Origin of the sequence: Psychroflexus tropicus DSM 15496 (assembly GCF_000378765.1) — a bacterium.
GTDB lineage: Bacteria > Bacteroidota > Bacteroidia > Flavobacteriales > Flavobacteriaceae > Psychroflexus > Psychroflexus tropicus.
Genome location: NZ_KB905343.1, coordinates 719,186 through 740,637 on the forward strand (window position 1 = coordinate 719,186; position 21,452 = coordinate 740,637).

Here is a 21,452-nt window from a genome sequence, read left to right on the forward strand (position 1 = left end):
AATTATTTTGACTTTTTGATGATTTCTTCAGCTAGACTTAGGTAGTTGTTAGCACCCTTGCTCGCTGCATCATATTTTATTATACTTTCTCCGTAACTCGGAGCTTCGCTTAAACGTACATTTCGTTGTATAATTGTTTCGAACACCATATCATTGAAGTGTTTTTTGACTTCTTCAACTACCTGATTGGACAAGCGTAATCTTGAATCATACATCGTAAGCAATAGTCCTTCAATACTCAATTGCTGATTATGAATTTTCTGTACGCTTTTAATGGTATTAAGTAATTTTCCCAAACCTTCCAGTGCAAAATATTCACATTGAATAGGAATAAGCACAGAGTCTGAAGCCGTAAGTGCATTTAAAGTAAGAAGCCCTAGGGATGGTGCACAGTCGATCAATATATAATCGAATTTAGACTTGATAGATTCAAGAGCATCTTTAAGCATATACTCTCTTCTTTCCATATCAACCAATTCTAGTTCTATGGCTACAAGATCTATATGGGACGGAATCAATTCCAGGTTAGGAGAGTCGGTTTCTATAATAGCTTCTTCAGCATTCTTAGTGTGTTCTAAAAGTTGGTAAGTACCAAGATCTACGGTTTCAATATCGATACCTAAGCCCGACGTTGCATTCGCTTGAGGGTCTGCATCGATGAGTAAGACTTTCTTTTCTAAAACACCTAGAGCTGCTGCAAGGTTAACTGCTGTTGTTGTTTTACCTACACCTCCTTTTTGGTTTGCAATCGAAATTATTTTCCCCATTAAATTTCTAAATTATGAGTTGTAAAATTACAATTAATTATGGCATACAAATATGCCTTATCAAGATTTGATCTCTAAGTCTATTTTTATTTTTTCTTTTGGGCTCGGATCATTTGTTCAAGCTGATCCCACATTTCTGGGGTAACCATTTCCAGTAGGTTAAACTGTCCTGCGCCTTGAAGCCATTCTCCACCATCAATAGTGATGACTTCTCCGTTCAGGTAATGTGCAAAATCAGAAACCAGGTAAGCAGCTAGATTAGCAAGTTCTTGATGATCACCTACTCTTTTGAGAGGTACTTTTTTAGCCAGATCGAATTTTTCTTTCAAGTCTCCGGGAAGAAGTCTGTCCCAGGCGCCTTTTGTTGGAAAAGGACCAGGAGCTATGGCGTTAAATCGAATACCGTATTTAGCCCATTCTACAGCCAAAGACCTTGTCATGGCTAAAACCCCAGCTTTAGCAGTAGCACTTGGTACCACATAGGCGGAGCCTGTCCAGGCATAAGTGGTCACAATATTAAGTACCGTTTTATTAGTTTGCTTTTTATCAATCCAGTGTTTTCCCATGGCTAAAGTACAATTCTTTGAGCCTTTAAGGACAATGTCAATGATGGTGTCAAAGGCGTTTGCAGATAGTCTCTCGGTAGGAGATATAAAGTTTCCTGCTGCATTGTTCAATAAAATGTCTATTTCTCCAAAAGCCTCATGTGCTTTTTCAATCATAGACTCTACTTCTCCATAATTCCTTACATCGCATTTAACAGGAAGACACTTCCCACCCGTTTCATCTTGCATAGAAGCGGCTGTAGTTTTGAGTTTTTCTAAATTTCTACTGGTTATAACTACGTTGGCTCCAAGTTCCATAAAATAGGTAGACATAGATTTACCTAATCCACTGCCTCCACCAGTTACAATTATCGTCTTGCCTTGTAGGGCATCATCACGTAACATTTTCTTTTTAAAATCCATTGATTATTTTTTTCCAATTTACAAATTAAACCTTCAATGTCAAGCTATCTTTAAATTCAATTTCAGCTAAAACATAAAATCAGAAAAAAAGAAAGAGAGAGTAGAAACGTACTTAAGGCCACTTTTTTTAATTCAGGATCGAGGGTTCTTGGATCTTTATATTTTAAAACCTTTTTTAAATGTATTAATATTGGCATGAAAGCTAATAGACTTACAAGTATTAAAGAGTTTTGAAATGCCGGATAAGTAATCAAAAAGAAGTAGAAACCCAGGAGGGCTAAAACGATTAAAATGGTATGATAGATTTTGGCAAAGGATTTACCAAAGATGACTACTAAAGTATTCTTTTGAGATTTTTTGTCGCTGTATTCATCTCTCATATTATTAAGATTTAATACAGCACTACTTAAACAACCAATGGTACTGGCGGGCAACAATAACCAATAATCCAGTTGTTTTATCATTAAAAAATTAACGCCTAAAACGCTAACCAATCCAAAAAAAATGAATACAAATACGTCTCCAAGACCACGATAGCCATAAGCTGAATCTCCTACGGTATATTTGATAGCGGCAACTAGGGCAGCTATACCAAGTCCTATAAATAAAAGGCTCAATAAAAAGTTATCTTTTCCAAAACTGAAATAAATAAGCGTGAGAGCAGATGTAGCCGTAAGGACTGTAGTGATAATCATCCCCTTTTTCATCTCTCGATCCGTAATAACTCCACTTTGCAGAGCTCGCATGGGACCTATTCTATCAGTATTATCAGTTCCTTTAACACCATCGCCATAGTCATTGGCAAAGTTGGATAAAATTTGAAGTCCCAAAGTGGTGGCAATAGCCAGCCAGAAGATGGTAGAGTTAAATTCAGCATGAACAAACGCTACACCAGAACCTACTAAAATTCCTGAAAGAGATAGAGGTAAGGTTCGCAAACGTGCTGCAGAAATCCAGGCTACGGTTTTCGTCATAGCTTATATACCAGTATAATTTGAGGGGGTGATAGATTTTAGCTCCTTTTTTATGGCTTCAGTAACGTCCAAAGATTCAATAAAAGAAGAAATACTTTCTTTATTTATTTTACTGTTAGTACGAGTTAAGCCTTTAAGCGCTTCATAAGGATTCTCGTAATTTTCTCTTCTTAATATAGTTTGTATAGCTTCAGCAACTACCGCCCAATTGTCTTCGAGATCGCTTTTTAATTTATCTTCGTTCAGAACCAGCTTATAAAGTCCTTTATTGGTGGATTTTAAGGCGATAAGCATATGTCCTAATGGAACGCCAATATTTCGTAAAACCGTACTATCAGTAAGGTCACGTTGTAAACGGCTAACTGGAAGCTTTGCAGACAAATGTTCAAGTAGCGCGTTGGCGATACCAAGATTTCCTTCAGAATTTTCAAAATCGATGGGATTGACTTTATGAGGCATTGCCGAAGAACCAACTTCCCCTTTTTTAATTTTCTGCTTGAAGTAATCCATAGATACATAACTCCAGATGTCTTTATCGAAGTCTAAAAGAATGGTATTGATTCGCTTCATGGCATCAAACATGGAAGCCATGTTATCGTAGTGTTCTATTTGAGTAGTAGGGAAGGAGTGTTTTAATTTGAGTCTGGACTCTACAAAATCTTTTCCAAAGGCTTTCCAGTCAATTTCAGGATAGGCTACTTTATGAGCATTAAAATTACCTGTTGCTCCACCAAACTTAGCTGATGAAGGTATAGCTATAAGTTGATTTAATTGTTCTTTCAATCTTACAACAAAAACTTCCATTTCTTTTCCTAAACGTGTTGGAGAGGCAGGCTGTCCGTGAGTTCTGGCTAGCATAGGAATATCATTCCAGTCTTTAACCTTATCGCTTATTTTTTCTACAACAGCTTCTAGTTCTGGAACATAAACCTGATGAATAGCTTCCAATAAACTTAAAGGCACTGCGGTGTTATTAATATCCTGAGAGGTAAGCCCAAAATGAATGAACTCTTTGGACGTTTTTAAGTTCAAATGATCCATGCGCTCCTTGATAAAGTATTCAACAGCCTTAACATCGTGATTGGTTACTTTTTCAATCGATTTGATATGTTCTGCATCCTCAATAGAAAAGTCTAAATAAATAGACCTTAAACTTGGATATAAAGCTTTATCAACGGCTTTAAGTTGTGGAAGAGGCAATTCACATAAAGCGATGAAATATTCAATTTCAACACGTACTCTGTATTTTATTAGGGCATGTTCGCTAAAAAAGTTACTTAGCGACTTGGTTTTCGCTGAATATCGACCATCAATAGGTGAAATGGCATCAAGAGGATTCATGAATCGGATTTTAATTTAGCTAGCAAATATAAGCTTTAGGGGCTATATTTTTAAGTAAAAATGATTAAGTTTTCTTAGCTGTAGGTGAAGACAAATGCCGAGAATAATTACTAAGCCATCAATTTTGAGACTACTTTATCCACCCCAGTAGAAGCCTTTTCAGCAAAAATTTTAATCTGATTAGACTCTGAGACGTTGGGGTTGGGATCTATAAAATAGATAGGGGTTTGTTCGGGTGCAAAATCGATAAGACCAGCGGCCGGATAGACCTGCATCGAAGTGCCAACAATGATAATAATATCGGTATCTTGAATAATTTCGATCGCCTTTTCCATCATAGGAACTGCTTCACCAAACCACACCACATGAGGTCTTAGTTGATGTCTTTCAGTATTGACATCTCCAAGCTTCAAGTCTTCTGTCCACTTATAAATTAAGTTTTCATTTTCAACACTACGTACTTTCATCAACTCACCATGAAGATGAATGATATTGGAACTTCCTGCACGCTCATGCAGATCGTCCACATTCTGAGTGATAATGTCAACCTTATACAAAGTTTCTAAGTCGACTAGTCGCTTATGAGCCTCATTGGGCTCTACAGTTTTTAATTGTCTTCGCCTTTGATTATAAAAATCAAGAACCAATTCAGGATTGTTTTGAAAACCTTGAGGTGATGCGACCTGCATCACATCATGACCTTCCCAAAGACCATCATGATCTCGGAAAGTTTTTACACCACTTTCTGCACTTATTCCTGCTCCAGTAAGTACGCTTATATGGTTCAAAATTAGAAGGTTTATCTGTTTATGGCTCTGTACTCTTCATAACAGCCGTTGATGGCATCAAGAACTTGTAGGTCGTTAGCAGTAGTGATGAAATCTCTGGAATAGTTACAGCGTTCTAAAACCTGATCTATATCGTCTTTACTAATTTGAAGGACGGCTGAAAGCGTTTCTCTGTCAAATTTATCCTGAAGTATTTCTTTAATGCTTTGGTTAGCTTTCATTTTCCTCAAACGACGCATTTGCTTATCCTTTTTACTAAAAGTTTTATAAAGCAAATCAGCTGGGTTTGAGATAGATTGTAAAACCTTCGAAATTGCACTTTTTTGATAATTACCTCCCTCGTAAGCATAGTCTAAACCAGAAATACTATATCTATAATTATCGTAAATAGGTATATTTTTGGCATCAATCTCGAGGTAACCCGTCAACTGGATTTCCTTAAGCTTCACTTCTTCTAAAGCGATAGCAGACTCGGTCATCTTAATCTTTACATCACCAAACTTAGTCCAATCCTCAGTAACTTTAACTTGAATGGATCTGTAGCCCAAATAAGAAAGATAAAGCGTATCGTTTATTCTAGCTTTTATACGGAACTGGCCTTCTTTATTGGTTGTAGACCCTTTTACCGTATTGATGTTGACGATATTTACATTTTCCAAGGGCTTATCATTAGCCGCATTGAGGACTACACCCGAAATGGTTTCCAATTCTGCATCTTGACTCCATGAAGTTATGGAGATTAATGCAATACTTAGATAAATTAATAAATGTCTTATACTCATATGTTAAAAGTAGTCATTTTGATTCAATAGCATTGAATCAAAATGACATTTTTAAGCTTTACTTAATTCTTCTTTCTCCGACGCTCAAAAGAACTCTTTACACTGGAACTTCCAGCTTTTTTACCTTTAAAACCAGAAGATTTGTTTTTATCAAAACGTTTTTTGGGTTTTCGGTCTCTGCGACTTCCGCCACTTTTACGTCCTCCACCACTTTTTTGATCTTTGGTAATTTCAACATTCACGTGTCTACCCTTCAGCATAAAAGTTTCAAAGGTGTTTTGAACTTTTTCTACATCAGAAGTTGCGACATTAAAAAACGAAAACGTGTTTTTTACATCGACTTTGGCCACACCTTCACGATCCAGATTCAATTGCTCCTTGAGAAAGTCTTTTAATGACATCCAGTTGAAGCCATCTTTCTCTCCAATATTGATAAAGAAGCGTGTCTCATCTCCATAATCTCTTGCAGAGAAATTAACGTCATCCACTGAATGCTGGACAATTTTGGGAGCATTCTTATAATAGTTGTGAAAACGTGTAAACTCTACAGAAAAGAACTTTTTGATGAGCTCCTCCTTGCTCAAATCTTCAAATTGAGCTTCTAAGTCTGGAATAAAGGCATCAATTTCAGTGTTGATTTTAGTGCTTTTGATCTCATCAGCAAGATGAAACAATTGTTTTTGGCAGATCTCATCACCAGTTGGTAAGTCTTCCTTAGAAAACTTTTGACCGATTATTCGCTCAACTTGTTTGATTTTTCTTACTTCACTTTTGGTAACAATAACCAAAGATTTTCCTTCTTTACCAGCTCTTCCTGTTCTACCACTACGGTGAGTATAGGTTTCAATTTCATCCGGAAGCTGGTAATTGATAACGTGTGTAATGTCATCCACATCAATACCTCTAGCAGCAACGTCTGTAGCCACAAGCATTTGAATTTGCTTCTTTCTAAAACTATTCATAACCATGTCCCTCTGAGCCTGACTCAAATCTCCATGAATAGCAGAAGCACTATAACCATCTTCAATCAACTTTTCTGCTACCTTCTGTGTGTCTCTTTTGGTTCTACAAAAGATAACCGCATAAATATCAGGGTTAGCGTCGACAATGCGCTTTACAGCACTGTATCTATCGCGACCACCAACAATAAAATATTCGTGGCTAACTGATTTAGTAGAGATGTTTTTTTGCCCTACAGTGATTTCTTTAGGTGCTTTCATAAACTTTTTAGCAATCATCGATACCTCTTTGGGCATCGTTGCACTAAATAGCCATGTATTTTTTTGTTCTGAAGAATGAGATAATATTTCTTTAATATCTTCAAAAAAGCCCATATTCAACATTTCATCCGCTTCATCGAGCACACAGATGTTGATGCTAGATATGTCGATAATGTTTCTCTGGATCATATCCTTCATACGACCCGGAGTGGCTACAATAATTTGAGCGCCTCTTTTGATCTGTCTGGCTTGATCGGTAATGCTGGCACCACCGTAAACCGCCACTGTATTTAGATTTTGATAATACTTAGCATATTGCTTGAGTTCATTGGTAATTTGCATACACAACTCCCGAGTTGGCGAAAGAATTAACCCTTGTGTTTTCTTAGAATTAAGGTCGATGTTCTGAATTAAAGGAAAGCCAAATGCTGCTGTTTTTCCTGTACCTGTTTGGGCTAGCGCTACCATATCGGTAGGCTCTTCGAGCAAGATAGGTATGGTCTGAGCCTGTACCTCACTCGGGGACTCAAATCCTAAATCTTCGATTCCTCTCAAGATTTCAGGGCTTAAGCCTAATGATTCAAATGTAGTCATATGTAATTTAAAAATAGGTGCAAAGGTACGTATTCCTAAATTGGTTATATGAAGTATTTGCTTTTAATTTAGGTCTTTAGGAATGCGATAAGTTTTTGAAAGGCTAAACTGCGGTGACTAATTTTGTTTTTTTCTGAAGCAGGCATTTCTGCAAAGGTTTGAGAATAGCCCTTAGGCTTAAAAATTGGATCATAGCCAAAGCCACCCTCTCCAGACTCTTTTAGGGTAATTTCACCCTCACAAATTCCAGTAAAGCTATATTCCTTGTCAGCATCTTTAAACACAATAACAGTTTTAAACCGAGCAGATCGGTCGGGTTTATCACTCAATTTGGACAAGAGCTTTTTCTTGTTGGCCTCATCGCTTTTGAACTCACCGGCGTATCTTGCAGATTTTACCCCTGGTTCACCATCAAGCGTCTCAACTTCCAGACCTGTATCATCTGCAAAACAAGGAAGGTTAAAAAGTTCAGCTACCTTAGTCGCTTTTATGGCAGCATTGGCTTCAATGGTATCTCCGTCTTCTATTATTTCTTCATGAAATCCGATATCGGTAAGAGATTTGACCTGAATATCATCTGGCAGCATGTTCTGGATTTCCTTTACTTTGTTTGGGTTATGCGTGGCGAAAAGTAGCGTCATAATAATCCTTTAGCTTTTATTTCCAAATATTTATTGATGGTATTCACAGATAAGTCTTTCGGTTTAGTCAATACGGTTTGAATTCCATTTTTTTCTAGTTCCTTAACCATTAGTCGTTTGTCATAAACAAACTCTTGAGCAATCGTTTTTTCGTAAATTTCAGTAAGATTAGATGTTTGTTTGTTAGCAAGTTCATCGAGTTCTGTATTTTCAAAAAAAATAACCACCAACAGATGAGATTTTGCCAAAGCTCTCAAATAGGGGAGTTGTCTCCTTAAACTGGTAATATGTTCAAAATTAGTGTATAACATGAGTAAACTCCTTTGAGTGATTTTTCTCCTACTATGTGCGTAAAGCCTATTAAAATCTGATACCAAAAAATTAGTAGAGATCCCATATAAAGCCTCTAAAAGGGTATTTAAGTGAGTTTTTTTTGAGTTAGCAGGTATAAAATTGGCAATCTGGTCTGCAAATGTGAGCATTCCTACCTTGTCTTTCTTTTTTAAAGCTACATTGCTGAATGCCAGAGTAGCATTGATAGCATAATCCAAAAGAGATAAACCTTCAAAAGGCATTTGCATGACTCTACCTACATCTATCAGGTTATAAATAGGCTGTGACTTTTCATCTTGGTATTGGTTAACCATGAGACTATTGTGCTTGGCAGTTGCTTTCCAGTTGATGGTCCTAATATCATCGCCAGTTACATAGTTTTTGATTTGTTCAAACTCCATGGTATGACCAATCTTTCTTATTTTTTTCATTCCATACCAACTCATTTTTTGATCCATTGCTAAAAAATCTAGCTTCTGCATTTGCACAAACGATGGATATACTTTTACCAAGGCCTTATTTTCAAACCTATACCGTCTTTTGACCAATTTTGACTTAGTACTTAGATAACAGTTAAGGAAACCGAAGTAGTATTCTCCTCGTTTAACGGGTGTGAGCGCATACTCATAATTCTGTTTGGATAGCCTTGGTACTTTAAGAATTTTTAGAAAATCTCTTTTTTGGAATTGCTGTGGGATTTCATCAATGATTTCTAACACCACCTCAAAACCATAATTATTTTGAAATTGAAGATGAACTGAATTAGAATCACTGTTAGAAAATTTTTCAGGCAACAGTCTTTTTGCAAAAAATTTATTGCCGCTGTATAACCTTAAAAGCTCAGCTAAAATAATTCCACAAAATATCAATAGTAACCCTGTACTAATTAAATACAGGCTTTGAAACCAAAAGGAGATTAGGTATAAACCAGAAATGATATACAAAATGGTGTATACTCGTTTACCAAAATAAAGGGAAGCAAAAAATTGTTTCACTATCTAGGGATTTCAACAGTGTTCTGGATAAGGTCAATTACTTGTTCGGGTGTGGTACCTTCCATTTCCTTCTCGGGAGATAAAATTATTCTATGGTTCAATACAGGTTTTAAACTCGATTTCACATCTTCTGGTGTTACAAAATCACGACCCTGGGTGGCAGCAAATGCTTTAGCCACTTTTAAAATAGAAAGAGAAGCCCTTGGAGAGCCACCAAGTATTAAATGAGGATGTTTACGGGTTTGCAATACGATCTCTGCGATGTAATCAAAGATCTTGTCTTCCACCACAATATCATGAATTTGATCTCTAAATTTAAGTAAAGTTTCGACAGACATCACAGGCTCTATCTGGTCTAAGGCCAAAGTAGATTTACGCTCATGCTGAAGTTTCATAATTTTAACTTCGTCTTCCAGGTTTGGATATTCAATTTTTAGTTTAAATAAAAATCGATCAAGTTGAGCCTCTGGCAAAGCGTATGTGCCTTCTTGTTCAATAGGGTTTTGGGTAGCAATAACCATAAATGGAGGTGGCATTTTGTATTCATTGCCGTCCATTGTGATTTGTTTTTCTTCCATGACTTCAAACAGGGCCGCCTGCGTCTTAGCTGGAGCTCTGTTGATCTCATCTATCAACACAATATTAGAAAAAATAGGTCCCTTTTTGAATTCAAAATCAGATTGATCTGCTTTTAAAATTGAGGTCCCCAGCACATCACTTGGCATGAGATCCGGAGTAAATTGAATTCTGTTGAAATCGGTATGAATAGCCTTAGCAAATAACTTTGAAGTAATGGTTTTTGCTATTCCAGGTACGCCTTCTATGAGCACATGGCCATCGGTGAGCAAACCTACAATGAGTAATTTTACAAAGTCTTCCTGTCCAACAATGACTTTAGAAAGTTCATGACTAATGGAGTCTACAGAGGATTTCAGTTCTTCTAACGGAATTCTATTATTGAATTCTATGGGGTTTTCATCTTGCATAGTCTATCTATTGAAAGTTGTGAGTTTTTGATCTAATTGTTTTAAATCGTCTTGATTAATGGTTTCAGCAGTATTAAGACGTTCAATATACTGAAATAATTTTTTCAAATCATCTGGATCTTTACCCGTTTTAAACGCTAAGTCCTTCAAAAATTGAGTGTCTATGGTATGAGTTTGTAATTGATAGGTCGATCTAAGCTGCTCCAGAAAGCTATTGATTTGTTTTTGAGCGATAGCCTTATGATCTTTTTTATCGAGATACATTCCGGCAATGGTTTGAGTAAATTCGTAAGATCGATTCTGTATGGGTTTAAGGATAGGAATTGATCTTTGTCTACGCTTCCCTCCAAAAATAACGAAGAGCAGTGAAGCGACAATAATTAGATAATAAGCAGACCTTAAATAGGTATTGGAAAGCAAATAATACAAAGGATTAGTAATTTCTTTTTTACCAGATTTGTAATAGTCATCCCAAAAGAAAGGCCGATCGAGATCTATATAGCCCAGGGTCCTGGAAGTATAGTTTGAATTATTGCCTTCTACCATGAAATAATTGGTATACACCTGAGGAGCAAGATGCAATAGAAAGCTTCCTTCTCCCCATTTGACTTTCACAAAATTCGTTTGCACATCTGAAGATTGATCACCAGATTTTACCAAACCTAAAGACTTTGTGGAAGCTGAATCTATTTCTGAGAAATAAAGATATTCAAATGGCTGTCTGGATATTTTATAGTCATTCAACCGGAGAGTTTCATCGGTTAAATTGAAGCGAGGTTTATATTCAATTTGGGTATTACTCACATAGTAGCTCACATCAAGACCTAGTGTATCAAGTAAAAGCTTTGAAATGCCGGCAGAAGATATAAATCCTGTATTTCCTTTAGCGACCCAATCAAGTAACTTTTCACTTTCTTCATCGGTAAGACCTACGTATTGGTTAATGAAAAAATAAGTGCCGTTTGATAAAGAATCCTGAAGCACTTCAAAAGGGGGGCGAGATAGATGTTTTAGATCTGAAGCCATACTTTCTAAACCTTCATGAAAAATTTCAGTCGCCAGTGCTTTATCTTCTGTATGTAAATAACTTGGGGACCAGTCAATAGGTTTTTCTGCTGTGGCATCCATGATTATAACCAGGATGATTAACACCAGTGTTCCCCAAAGAAAAGATTTCGTTTTCTTATCCATTAGCACTGGTGTTTAAGATCAAGGACCTCAGTTCCTTAAACCGATTTTTAGCCTGCATGTAATCAGAAGGTTTTAATTCAAAATCACCATACCATACAAATTCGTAGAATCTAGAGAGGTAAGTAAACTCAGCTTGAATATCATCATTCAAAATTTCAGCCTTGTAGTCTGCATTGGTTTTTTGAAATTGATATTCAATCAACTGTTGATCCTTCAAATGCTTTAATAGGTTTAGAAACCAATAGCGAGAAGCTAGTCTGTAATCTTCCCTGTTTTCGGCTTCTTCAATCAAGGTCGTTAAATCTTTTTGACGGATCAAACGTTCTTCTTCAGACAATTGGATTTCACTTTGATCTTCTGGTGCTGCTTTTGGGCTGGAGATATAGTATTTATTAAATAGCCAGGCGATAAGAACTACTACCCCCAAAATGAATAAGACCTTAAGTATAGTGGCTAAATAATTCCAGAACTTTCCTCCGGGTAAGTCTGAAAACAGCCATTCTAAAAATGTATTCCATTGAAGATTTACCCAATTTTTTAGTTTTTGCCAGGCGGACTCTTCATCAATGGTTTTAAAGTAATTGTAAGACTCATCTTCTTGATAGGCCCTTATAATAGATTCGTCAAAATCTACAACCACAGGACTGCTCTCTAAGCTGTCTACACCATTAGCATCGATTTGAGCATAAATCTGGCTAGGGGTGAACCCAGCCAGCAAAACCAGAATAAGTAATTTATATAAAAAAAATGTTGATCTAACTTCCAATTCGCTCTATATCTTCTAGTGTTCCTGTTTTGTGATGAATTTCATTTAGGTTAAAAAAGATGAAGGCAATACTGATAAATGTGATTAAACTTAAGATGTATTGAGCTATTGCTCCGATAACATAAAAAACTAAGTAAAGCCAATTGGAAGCCAGGTTTGAAGTACCAATTGCATCCTCATTTTCTCTCAATGACACTACAGTTTCTAATACGCTCATAATGATGACTGGGATTTGAAATATCGTTCCAATAATAGACATCAGTATGGTCACGACCAGTAAAGTAGCAAAAGTAATCCACCAGTTTTGTTTGATAAGCTGAAAGCATTCTGAAAAGGCATCTGAAAATGATTTTTCCTGAAAAACAATTACCGAGAAAATTAAAGACAGGGGAACAACCAAGTAGATGCCGGGAAGTAAACACAAAAGAATGCCAATACCGACCAATAGTCCAACAGCAAAAACACTTAGTAAAGTATTTCCAAAATATCGACCTATGAACGTTTTTACTTCATCGTCTTTTATCTCTCCCTGATTTTGAATATAGCTCTTAATGATACTATTGATTGTCACGACACTCAATGCACTATAGGCAATAGAAATAATAGTTAATATCACTATGGCAATACCTGCCGAAGCAAACATGTCTATCAAAATATTATCTGTAGGAGGATCGGCGAGATTGCCCGTAATGCTCAAGGACTCGTATTGGTAATAAGTGCTCGCCGCAACAATAAGTAACAAAAGCCAACCTACATGTTTGAGATAAAGCCTAAAAATAGTTTTATACTCTTCACGAACAAATTTGAAAGTATCTGAAATGATAGCACCCAGATCGCGCTCTTTTTTGAAATTAATGTAATTGTTTTCCATGTTTTTTATAGATAAGTTGGGGCAAAATAACGTAATAGTATAGAATAAGTGCTAATGATGTACAAATAATAAGGATTGCAAGCCAGTCGGGCATATTGGTCAACCTGGTAACAAAACCTTCCAGAAACCCAGCAATTATAAAAAAAGGAATGGTGCTTATTACGATTTTTAAGCCAGATTTTACACCTTGTATGAAGGACTGCAATCTTGTGTAAGTTTTTGGAAATAACAAGCTTTTTCCCATCACCAGTCCAGCACAGCCGGCGACGATGATAACTGAAATTTCTATGGTACCGTGAATCCATATGGTTCTTGAAGATTCCCAAAGCAGGTCCTGCTCATGAAAAAAGTACTGAAAAGACCCAAGCATAACGGCATTCTTCATCAAAATAAATATCGTTCCTAAGCCAGCGAGTAGTCCTGCAACAAACGCCAATAATGAGACTTTGATATTATTTATGGTTATGCCTAAAAACATGTCGGTTTGATTTGCCTGCTTGTAAACAGCCATCGGGTCACCTTTTTGAATATTCTCCATCGTCATGTTAACGTAAGCATCACCCAAAATTAATCTCACAAATCCATCATCTGAAGCTGCTGAAAATGCTCCAACGATACTAAACCCTAGAAAAATTAAAAAGGCTAACAGTAAGGTGGGTCTATGTTGATAAAAGAATAATGGAAACTCTTTGGCGTAAAACTGATAAATCTTATTTCGAGATTCTTTTTTGGTTTTATAAATTCTTTGGTGAATGCCTGCAGATAATTCGTTGAGATAGGCTAAGGTTTCACTTTGGGGATAAAAGGTTTGAGCGTAGTTAAGGTCTTCGCTAAGTTCAACGTACAGTGAAGAAAGTTGGCTGGGAGAAATACTGATATTATTTTGCACAACCCTTTCGAATTTTAACCATTTGTCTTTATTTTGCTTGACAAAAGCCGCCTCACGCATTTTTTAATAATTTATCCAAAGAAACACAATCTATGAGTCATTTTCAAATAGAAACTGCACAAAATGTAAAGATTCAACAAAGTGTAGCGACAGTGTGGGATAGAATTTTAGCTTACCTCATCGACCTGATGATTGTAATGGCTTACCTGTTTATAGTGATAGCAATAATGAGCGGCCTTACCGATGTCACTCCTTTTTCGGGTTATGCCTCTTCATTAGTTCTAGGCTTACCACCATTTTTATATCATTTGGTGATGGAAACTTTTATGAATGGCCAAAGTGTTGGTAAAGCTTCTATGAAACTCCGAGTGGTGAATTTGGATGGCTCTAAGCCTCAATTTTTCGGCTATTTAATTCGCTGGTTATTTAGATTGATAGAAATAAGTGTGGCAAGTGGAGCTATAGCTATTGTTACCATACTTTTAAATGGGAAAGGGCAGCGTTTGGGAGATATAGCTGCGAAAACTACGGTAATCAATGAACGTCGAAAAACAGGATTCAAAAAAATTCCCCTTTATGAAATCGATGATAACTATAAACCACTTTATCCGCAGGTAGCACAGTTAAAGGACCAAGATCTCCGCAAGATTAAGGTTATTTATGATAAAGCTCAGATGAAGGGTGATCATTCTATTATAATACAATTAGCCGAAAAAGTAAAACGGCAGATTCACGTAGAAACAGAGCAGTCCTCGCAAACCTTTATAAAAACAATCTTGAAGGATTATCAATATTATAGCACACATTGATGGATTACACATTGATCTTAGACATACTAGGTGTTATTGCCTTTTCTATTTCTGGAGTGCTCACCTCATTGCGAAAACGTATGGATGCCTTTGGGATTTTAATAATTGCTTTTGTAACTTCGGTTGGTGGAGGTACATTACGGGATATTTTGCTTGGTAATCCCGTAATGTGGATGCAGGATATGACTTATGTTTATGTCATTTTCTTTACCACAGTACTGGCTGTTGTGTTTAGAAAGAAATTATCCTACTTAAGGAAATCTCTTTTTTTATTTGATACACTAGGTATAGGTCTCTATACTGTAGTTGGTGTAGAAAAAGGTTTGTCTGCAGAGCTTCCTGCTATTATTTGTATTGCCATAGGAACAATGAGTGCTTGTTTTGGAGGTGTAATTCGCGATATTCTATGTAATGATATTCCTCAAATCTTTCAAAAGGAAATTTATGCTACGGCTTGTATTCTTGGAGGTTTAAGCTATTTTGTGTTTTTAAAATTGAATTTCCCGGTAAGTTTGATATTTATTCTATCAGGAACAGTCGTTATCATGGTTAGACTGTCGGCCGTCATCTTCAAATTGTCTTTACCCTCAATCTATAAAAAAGATGAAGACATCAAAGACTACTGGTAAGATTAATCCACAATCTTCATGTCTAAACCAACATTGGTTAGTGGCCATTCACTTTTGTCGGTTTCTACATCGTCTATTTTTTCAACGACTTCCATACCTTCAATAACTCGACCAAAAACTGTGTGATCTCCGTCTAGATGGTAGGCTCCATCTGGTTTAGTGACTATAAAAAATTCAAAAGGAGAAGAGGCATTGCTCACATTCTGTTCGGCGTATTTAGCGGCAGAAAGCGCACCGTAGTCATGAGGGTATTTGCTGGTAAATTCATTGGGGATTAGATAATCGCCTACAGCACTTCTAAAGTCATGAGTTCCAATTCTGTCACTGTTACCTGCTTGAATTACAAAATTATCATCCACTCGGTGAAACACAGTAGTATCAAAATAACCAAGCTTTGCTAATCGAATAAAATTGGCACGATGCAGGATGGGCTCAGGATAAAGTTCAACAGTAAATGTACCCAGGTCTGTGATGATATCAACGACGTTTTCAGGATTTTGTTTGGCATAGGACCTTAAGAAAGGCATGAGTTGCTCTTGCTCTACAAACTTGATTTGTGACAAATCACGATTAGTTTCTCCATTGGATGGAATATTTACCTCAATCGTTTTATCTAAAGTATCAATCTCAACCTCTTTCTTTTTTGACGAATTGTCTTTACTTTGCTGACAAGAACTTATAATTAAGCACAGACACAAAAGAATAAATGGATTTTTCATCGGTAACGCATTTGCTTTCAAAATTAAAGAAAATAGAGCTTCCAGGCGAATATTATCATTATCAACTTGCTCCTAAATTCCGTAGAGAAGAGTTAAAGCGGATTAATGATTCATTTGAAAATCCAAATTATGCTGGTGTAGTTGCATTGATTTACCCTAAAGCGAATCAAGCTCATATGGCTTTTATCTTAAGGAAGACCTATAAGGGCGTGCACTCCAATCAAATTGGATTCCCGGGAGGCAGGTATGAAGATCAAGATAGAGATTTATTACAGACGGCTTTAAGAGAAACTCAAGAAGAAATTGGTGTGTTAACCAAAAGCGTAGAAATTATAAAGCCATTGACCGAGTTATATATTCCACCTTCCAATTTTTTAGTTCATCCTTATCTCGCCCTGGTTCATGAAGAACCAAGATTTATCTTACAGGAAAGTGAAGTCGAGCAACTCATAGAATTGCCTCTCGAATTATGTCTGGATGAGTCTAATTTAAAGAGTGAAATCATAGAAGCTTCCTATGCAAAAAAGGTGGAAGTTCCAGCATTCAATTTTAAAGGTCATGTAGTCTGGGGTGCTACTGCTATGATTTTAAGCGAAATACGCGAGCTTTTTTCTAGAATAGCATAAGGCTATAAAACTGTATATTTGCAGGACAATAAATCAGGTATGGGCTTATTTAAGAAAAATCCTTTTGGACATTATCTATTTTTAAAAAAATGGTTAATCAGGATCATGGGAGGGCTTACTCATCAGCGCTATCAGGGATTTAATGACTTACAGATCGAGGGGTCTTCAATTTTGAAAGATTTACCAGATCGCAACGTGCTGTTCGTGTCTAATCACCAAACCTATTTTGCAGACGTAGTTGCCATGTATCATGTATTCAACGCTTCACTGAGTGGGAGGGAAGATAGTATTAAAAATGTAGGCTATTTGTGGAATCCTAAGCTGAATATTTATTATGTGGCTGCTGCAGAAACCATGAAAAAAGGCTTACTTCCAAAGGTTTTAGCTTATGCAGGGTCGATTAGCATAGATAGAACCTGGAGAGCAGATGGTAAAAGTGTGAACAGGCAAGTTAAAATGAGCGATATTTCTAATATCGGAACCGCACTTAATGATGGTTGGGTCATTACCTTCCCACAAGGTACCACCAAGCCCTGGAAGCCTATCAGGAAAGGAACGGCTTTCATCATCAAAAAATACAAACCTATAGTCATTCCTATTGTAATTGACGGCTTCAGACGCTCGTTTGATAAGAAGGGGATACGTATCAAAAAGAGAAATATCCTTCAATCTATGGTCATCAAAGAACCTATGGATATTGATTATGAAAATGAAGAAGTTGAAAGTATTGTAAAAAAAATAGAATACGCCATAGAACAGCATCCTTCATTCTTGAAAGTCATCCCAGAAGATGAGATTATAGCTCACGAATCTCTCAATGAACAACGTCGATATAGCTCTGATTATAAGGCTGAGAAGCCCAAAAAGAAATAGTTAAGTCAATTCAATTTCAGCGTTAAATCTTGACTAAAGTCAATTTCAAATTTTGAAATTTTCATGGTTGAACATAATTTAGAAAAAAATTAAATTATGGATACTCTAAAATTTAGAAATAACGACCCCTTACATGCTATAGGATTAGGGACCTGGAAGTCTGAACCCGGTAAAGTGAAGCATGCCGTAAAGCACGCTTTAAAAGTTGGATATAGGCATATAGACTGTGCTGCAGTTTATAATAATGAGAAAGAAGTAGGTGAGGCCCTTACAGAGATTTTTAAGGAGGGCGACATCAAGCGTGAAGACGTATTTATTACCTCTAAGCTTTGGAATAACGCGCATCGAAAAGAAGACGTCAAGCCTGCCTTAATGCAAACGCTTAAAGACCTGCAATTAGATTATTTAGACTTATATCTTATGCACTGGCCAGTGGCTTTTAAATCTGGTTTAGAGGGTTTTCCAGAGTCTGATGATGATTTCCTTTCCCTTGATGAAGTATCGCTTTCAGAAACCTGGGAGGCAATGGTTGAATTGAAGCAAGAAGGACTAATAAAGCATGCAGGAGTTTCTAATTTCAGCAAGGAGAAGTTGCAAGATCTTATGAAGGAGACAGATCTTATTCCGGAAATGAATCAAATTGAATTACATCCTTATTTGCATCAAAGTGAATTGGTAGAATTTTGCCATGCTAATCAAATTTTGGTCACAGCCTTTTCTCCGCTGGGTAGTCAGGATCGTACTGAGGCCATGAAAGCAGATAATGAGCCTACATTATTGGAAAATGATGTTATAAAATCTATTGCAGATAAGCATAGTGTGTCTCCTGCCCAGGTTCTAATTCGATTTCACCTGGAGCGTCAGGTAGCGACGATTCCAAAATCTACCAATGAAGGGCGGATAGAGCAAAATTTTGAAAGCTATAAATTGAATCTTGATGGTGAGGATCTTCAAAAACTGAAAGACTTAGATAACCATTACAGATATGTTAATGGTAAGTTTTTTGAAACTTCAGATGGAAAGTATTCTAATATTTATGACGAGTAAGTTTTAGTTAGGTCTATTTCACTAAAAAGAAGCTGTCTCATAATAGGATCAATTGATGAATTTCATATGTAAGCCTTGCAGACGATAGAGGCAGGAGAAGTCGAAGTACTTTGAATTTCAATAACTCAGATTTTCTATTCCGCTCGAATTGACTCAAATAAAGTTTGTGAGACAGCTTCTTTTTAAACAATAGTAAATGACCTTACCAGCCGTGTACTGACGCGCCTTCTTGAAAGGATTCTAAAATTTTAGCTTCATATTCCAGAAGTTCAGACCACTTTTGATTGACGATGTTCTCATCATGATATTGTCTGGCAAATTTTAAAAACATGGTGTAATGGTTGGCTTCACTTATCATGAGCTTTCTGTAGAAACGTCTCAATTTTTCATCATTAAGGTGTTCAGAAAGTAATCTAAAACGTTCACAGCTTCGGGCCTCTATGAGACCAGCATAAAGCAATCGATGAACAAGTTGCGTTTCACGGCTTCCCCCTTTGGGAAAAAAGGTGACCAATTGAGCTACGTAGGCATCTTTCCGATCACGACCTAAAGGGATATTTTTCTCTTTTAATAAATCATGAACCATTTTGAAATGACTCATTTCTTCTTGTACCAGCTCTGTCATGGCGGTAACAAGCTCTGTGTATTCAGGAAATGAAACGATAAGTGATATAGCAGTAGAAGCTGCTTTTTGTTCGCAGTAGGCGTGATCTATCAAAATCTCATCAATATTCTTTTCTGCAATATTGGCCCAGCGTGGGTCTGTAGGTAATTTCAATCCAAGCATAATTCTATATATCTAAGTCAAATGTCGTTCTTAATAGTTCCAAATTCGGGTTCTTCTCACACAGCTTTTCAAACTTTTCACGTGGAGTATAAACGTATTTTTTTTCGGATTTATGATTAACAGAAATCTTGAGGTCTATCAAGGTGTTTTGCAGGCGTTCTTTTAAAAACATCATCAAATCCCCCTGACCTTGCTGTAAATTGATTTTCATAGACTCATTTGGCAACTCCATGGAGATCGTTAAATTATCAAGCTTTGGTTGAGCAGTCCCCATTACCGAAGCCAATATTTTTTGCCCATTGTTGCTCAACACTTGAATGTAATCATTCCAGGCCGATAGCATTTCTTTCTCTGTGAATTTTGAAGTAAGCTGTTCTTCCTCTGGTTGCTCTTTTTTTAATTGCTCTTTCAGTCTTTTTTTCTCCTGAATGCTTTTAATAGAAAGTCCATTTACTTTCTTGGAAATATGATCCAATTTTGGCTTCAGAGACTGTTTTGGTTCATCCACCTTCTCTTTTTCTTCGGAATGCTTTACTACAGGTTTTTCTTCTGCAGGTGATGAACTTAAGGCATCACTTTTTTCCTGTTTATTATATTGATAAACAGTATTTTTAACACTTTCTACATCATCTATTACTTCAGGAGTTTGTGAAGTTGATTTTGTAGACTTCTCTTTAGTATCTTTGGAGGGTTCATGGCCTAAGTTAGCATTAGAAGCATTTTTTACTTCATCTGGGCCTAAGATCCGCTGTTTAGTCTTTTTTTTTTCAGTTGAATTGGGATCGGTTAGCGATGCCAATTTCATCAAACAAAGCTCAACGTGCAATCGTTGATTCTGGCTCAATTTATAATTAAAATCACAGGCATTTGCCAAGTCAATGCCACTTTGTAAGAACTCATAAGAAGTATTTTGAGACTGTTCAAAATATTTCGATTTTGTTTGTTCACCAACTTCAAGCAGTGCAATAGTCTGTTGATTTTTGGATACCAATAAATCTCTAAAGTGAGAAGCCAAACCTGCAATAAAATGTTGACCATCAAAGCCTTTGGCCAGAATTTCATTGAAGTAGATGAGTACCTCAGGTATATTATTCTCCAGTAAAAAATCTGTCGTCTTAAAAAAAGTTTCGTAATCTAAAACATTCAAATTTTCAGTAACGGCTTCCCGACTTAAGCGTTTACCACTAAAACTAACTACACGATCGTAAGTAGAAAGCGCATCACGCATGGCGCCATCTGCTTTTTGTGCAATAATGTGAAGGGCATCATCTTCTGCATCAACACCCTCTCGTTGGGCGATAGTTGCTAAGTGCTCTTTGATATCGGTGACAGTAATTCGTTTAAAATCAAAGATTTGACATCGCGAAAGAATGGTGGGTATGATTTTGTGTTTTTCTGTGGTCGCCAGGATGAAAATCGCGTGTTTTGGTGGCTCTTCTAAAGTCTTTAGGAATGCATTGAAAGCCGCCTGAGAAAGCATGTGTACCTCATCAATGATATAGACTTTATACTTCCCAGATTGTGGTGGAATTCTTACCTGATCGGTAAGGTTTCGGATGTCATCTACAGAATTATTGGAAGCCGCATCCAACTCAAAAATATTAAAGGCGAAATCTGTCGATTCGTCATCGGTAGCATCCTGATTGATTTTCTTAGCCAAAATCCTGGCACAGGAAGTCTTTCCTACTCCTCTTGGCCCAGTAAATAGCAGAGCTTGTGCAAGATGATCATTATTTATCGCATTGAGTAAAGTATTGGTGATTGCTTTTTGGCCTACGACATCCTCAAAGGTTTCTGGTCTGTATTTTCTAGCAGAGACAATAAAATGTTCCATGTCACAAATATAGTTTTATGAT

General features: G+C 36.7%; 22 protein-coding genes. 5 read left to right on the forward strand and 17 right to left on the reverse strand.

From position 1 onward, the window contains the following. Nucleotides 1–2: 2 nt before the first annotated feature. From F598_RS0108215 to F598_RS0108280, 14 genes are all read right to left on the reverse strand, one after another. On the reverse strand, nucleotides 3–767 hold the full coding sequence (locus F598_RS0108215; RefSeq protein WP_019038564.1) for a ParA family protein: 765 nt from the start codon (nucleotides 765–767) through the stop codon (nucleotides 3–5). Nucleotides 768–853: 86 nt separating this feature from the next. Then, nucleotides 854–1,735, reverse strand: a complete 882-nt coding sequence (locus F598_RS0108220) for an SDR family oxidoreductase (RefSeq protein WP_019038565.1) — start codon at nucleotides 1,733–1,735, stop codon at nucleotides 854–856. Nucleotides 1,736–1,797: 62 nt separating this feature from the next. Beyond that, nucleotides 1,798–2,709 (reverse strand): 1,4-dihydroxy-2-naphthoate octaprenyltransferase, encoded by a 912-nt coding sequence (menA, locus tag F598_RS0108225; RefSeq protein WP_019038566.1) that lies wholly within the window; start codon nucleotides 2,707–2,709, stop codon nucleotides 1,798–1,800. A 3-nt stretch (nucleotides 2,710–2,712) separates the two neighbouring features. Next, the gene (gene purB, locus F598_RS0108230; RefSeq protein ID WP_019038567.1) at nucleotides 2,713–4,050 is read right to left on the reverse strand and encodes an adenylosuccinate lyase; all 1,338 of its coding nucleotides are present in this window, start codon (nucleotides 4,048–4,050) and stop codon (nucleotides 2,713–2,715) included. A 110-nt stretch (nucleotides 4,051–4,160) separates the two neighbouring features. After that, nucleotides 4,161–4,838: a Sir2 family NAD-dependent protein deacetylase gene (locus F598_RS0108235; RefSeq protein WP_019038568.1), complete on the reverse strand. Its 678-nt coding sequence runs from the start codon at nucleotides 4,836–4,838 to the stop codon at nucleotides 4,161–4,163. Between the two features lie 11 nt (nucleotides 4,839–4,849). Beyond that, complete coding sequence (locus F598_RS0108240) at nucleotides 4,850–5,620, reverse strand: carboxypeptidase-like regulatory domain-containing protein (RefSeq protein WP_019038569.1); 771 nt, start codon at nucleotides 5,618–5,620, stop codon at nucleotides 4,850–4,852. A 62-nt stretch (nucleotides 5,621–5,682) separates the two neighbouring features. Continuing rightward, entirely contained in the window at nucleotides 5,683–7,434 is a 1,752-nt protein-coding gene (locus F598_RS0108245) for a DEAD/DEAH box helicase (protein ID WP_019038570.1), read from the reverse strand. A gap of 68 nt (nucleotides 7,435–7,502) precedes the next feature. Then, nucleotides 7,503–8,075, reverse strand: a complete 573-nt coding sequence (rdgB, locus tag F598_RS0108250) for an RdgB/HAM1 family non-canonical purine NTP pyrophosphatase (protein WP_019038571.1) — start codon at nucleotides 8,073–8,075, stop codon at nucleotides 7,503–7,505. Beyond that, nucleotides 8,072–9,403, reverse strand: coding sequence for a DUF58 domain-containing protein (locus F598_RS0108255; protein ID WP_019038572.1), 1,332 nt, complete (start codon nucleotides 9,401–9,403; stop codon nucleotides 8,072–8,074). The genes rdgB and F598_RS0108255 overlap by 4 nt, the downstream gene beginning before the upstream one ends. Then, the gene (locus tag F598_RS0108260) at nucleotides 9,403–10,389 is read right to left on the reverse strand and encodes an AAA family ATPase (protein ID WP_019038573.1); all 987 of its coding nucleotides are present in this window, start codon (nucleotides 10,387–10,389) and stop codon (nucleotides 9,403–9,405) included. Before F598_RS0108260 ends, F598_RS0108255 begins: the two co-directional genes overlap by 1 nt. Nucleotides 10,390–10,392: 3 nt before the next feature. Continuing rightward, a complete protein-coding gene (locus F598_RS0108265; RefSeq protein WP_019038574.1) occupies nucleotides 10,393–11,580 on the reverse strand; it encodes a DUF4350 domain-containing protein in 1,188 nt (395 codons plus the stop codon). Continuing rightward, nucleotides 11,573–12,346 (reverse strand): DUF4129 domain-containing protein, encoded by a 774-nt coding sequence (locus tag F598_RS0108270; protein ID WP_026302602.1) that lies wholly within the window; start codon nucleotides 12,344–12,346, stop codon nucleotides 11,573–11,575. Before F598_RS0108270 ends, F598_RS0108265 begins: the two co-directional genes overlap by 8 nt. Beyond that, a complete protein-coding gene (locus F598_RS0108275) occupies nucleotides 12,336–13,217 on the reverse strand; it encodes a hypothetical protein (protein WP_019038576.1) in 882 nt (293 codons plus the stop codon). Before F598_RS0108275 ends, F598_RS0108270 begins: the two co-directional genes overlap by 11 nt. Then, a complete protein-coding gene (locus F598_RS0108280) occupies nucleotides 13,198–14,166 on the reverse strand; it encodes a stage II sporulation protein M (RefSeq protein WP_019038577.1) in 969 nt (322 codons plus the stop codon). The genes F598_RS0108275 and F598_RS0108280 overlap by 20 nt, the downstream gene beginning before the upstream one ends. A gap of 32 nt (nucleotides 14,167–14,198) precedes the next feature. Here F598_RS0108280 and F598_RS0108285 point away from each other — a divergent pair, with 32 nt between their 5' ends. Further along, complete coding sequence (locus F598_RS0108285; RefSeq protein ID WP_019038578.1) at nucleotides 14,199–14,915, forward strand: RDD family protein; 717 nt, start codon at nucleotides 14,199–14,201, stop codon at nucleotides 14,913–14,915. Next, a complete protein-coding gene (locus F598_RS0108290; protein ID WP_019038579.1) occupies nucleotides 14,915–15,544 on the forward strand; it encodes a trimeric intracellular cation channel family protein in 630 nt (209 codons plus the stop codon). Before F598_RS0108285 ends, F598_RS0108290 begins: the two co-directional genes overlap by 1 nt. A 2-nt stretch (nucleotides 15,545–15,546) precedes the next feature. On the opposite strand, the gene F598_RS0108295 is transcribed toward F598_RS0108290, so the two are convergent. Further along, nucleotides 15,547–16,263, reverse strand: coding sequence for a peptidylprolyl isomerase (locus tag F598_RS0108295; RefSeq protein WP_019038580.1), 717 nt, complete (start codon nucleotides 16,261–16,263; stop codon nucleotides 15,547–15,549). On the opposite strand from F598_RS0108295, the gene F598_RS0108300 reads away from it, so the two are divergent. The 3 genes from F598_RS0108300 to F598_RS0108310 all read left to right on the forward strand — a co-directional run bounded on the left by F598_RS0108300 (nucleotide 16,251) and on the right by F598_RS0108310 (nucleotide 18,809). Next, on the forward strand, nucleotides 16,251–16,889 hold the full coding sequence (locus F598_RS0108300) for an NUDIX hydrolase (protein ID WP_019038581.1): 639 nt from the start codon (nucleotides 16,251–16,253) through the stop codon (nucleotides 16,887–16,889). The two genes, F598_RS0108295 and F598_RS0108300, sit on opposite strands and share 13 nt — an antisense overlap. 39 nt (nucleotides 16,890–16,928) lie before the next feature. After that, a complete protein-coding gene (locus F598_RS0108305; protein WP_019038582.1) occupies nucleotides 16,929–17,762 on the forward strand; it encodes a lysophospholipid acyltransferase family protein in 834 nt (277 codons plus the stop codon). A 96-nt stretch (nucleotides 17,763–17,858) separates the two neighbouring features. Then, nucleotides 17,859–18,809, forward strand: a complete 951-nt coding sequence (locus F598_RS0108310) for an aldo/keto reductase (RefSeq protein ID WP_019038583.1) — start codon at nucleotides 17,859–17,861, stop codon at nucleotides 18,807–18,809. Nucleotides 18,810–19,011: 202 nt separating this feature from the next. Here the strand turns inward: F598_RS0108310 and F598_RS0108315 are convergent, their stop codons facing one another. Next, entirely contained in the window at nucleotides 19,012–19,596 is a 585-nt protein-coding gene (locus tag F598_RS0108315; RefSeq protein WP_019038584.1) for a MiaE family protein, read from the reverse strand. 4 nt (nucleotides 19,597–19,600) lie between these two features. Next, the gene (locus F598_RS0108320; RefSeq protein WP_019038585.1) at nucleotides 19,601–21,430 is read right to left on the reverse strand and encodes a DNA polymerase III subunit gamma/tau; all 1,830 of its coding nucleotides are present in this window, start codon (nucleotides 21,428–21,430) and stop codon (nucleotides 19,601–19,603) included. Nucleotides 21,431–21,452 lie beyond the last annotated feature (22 nt).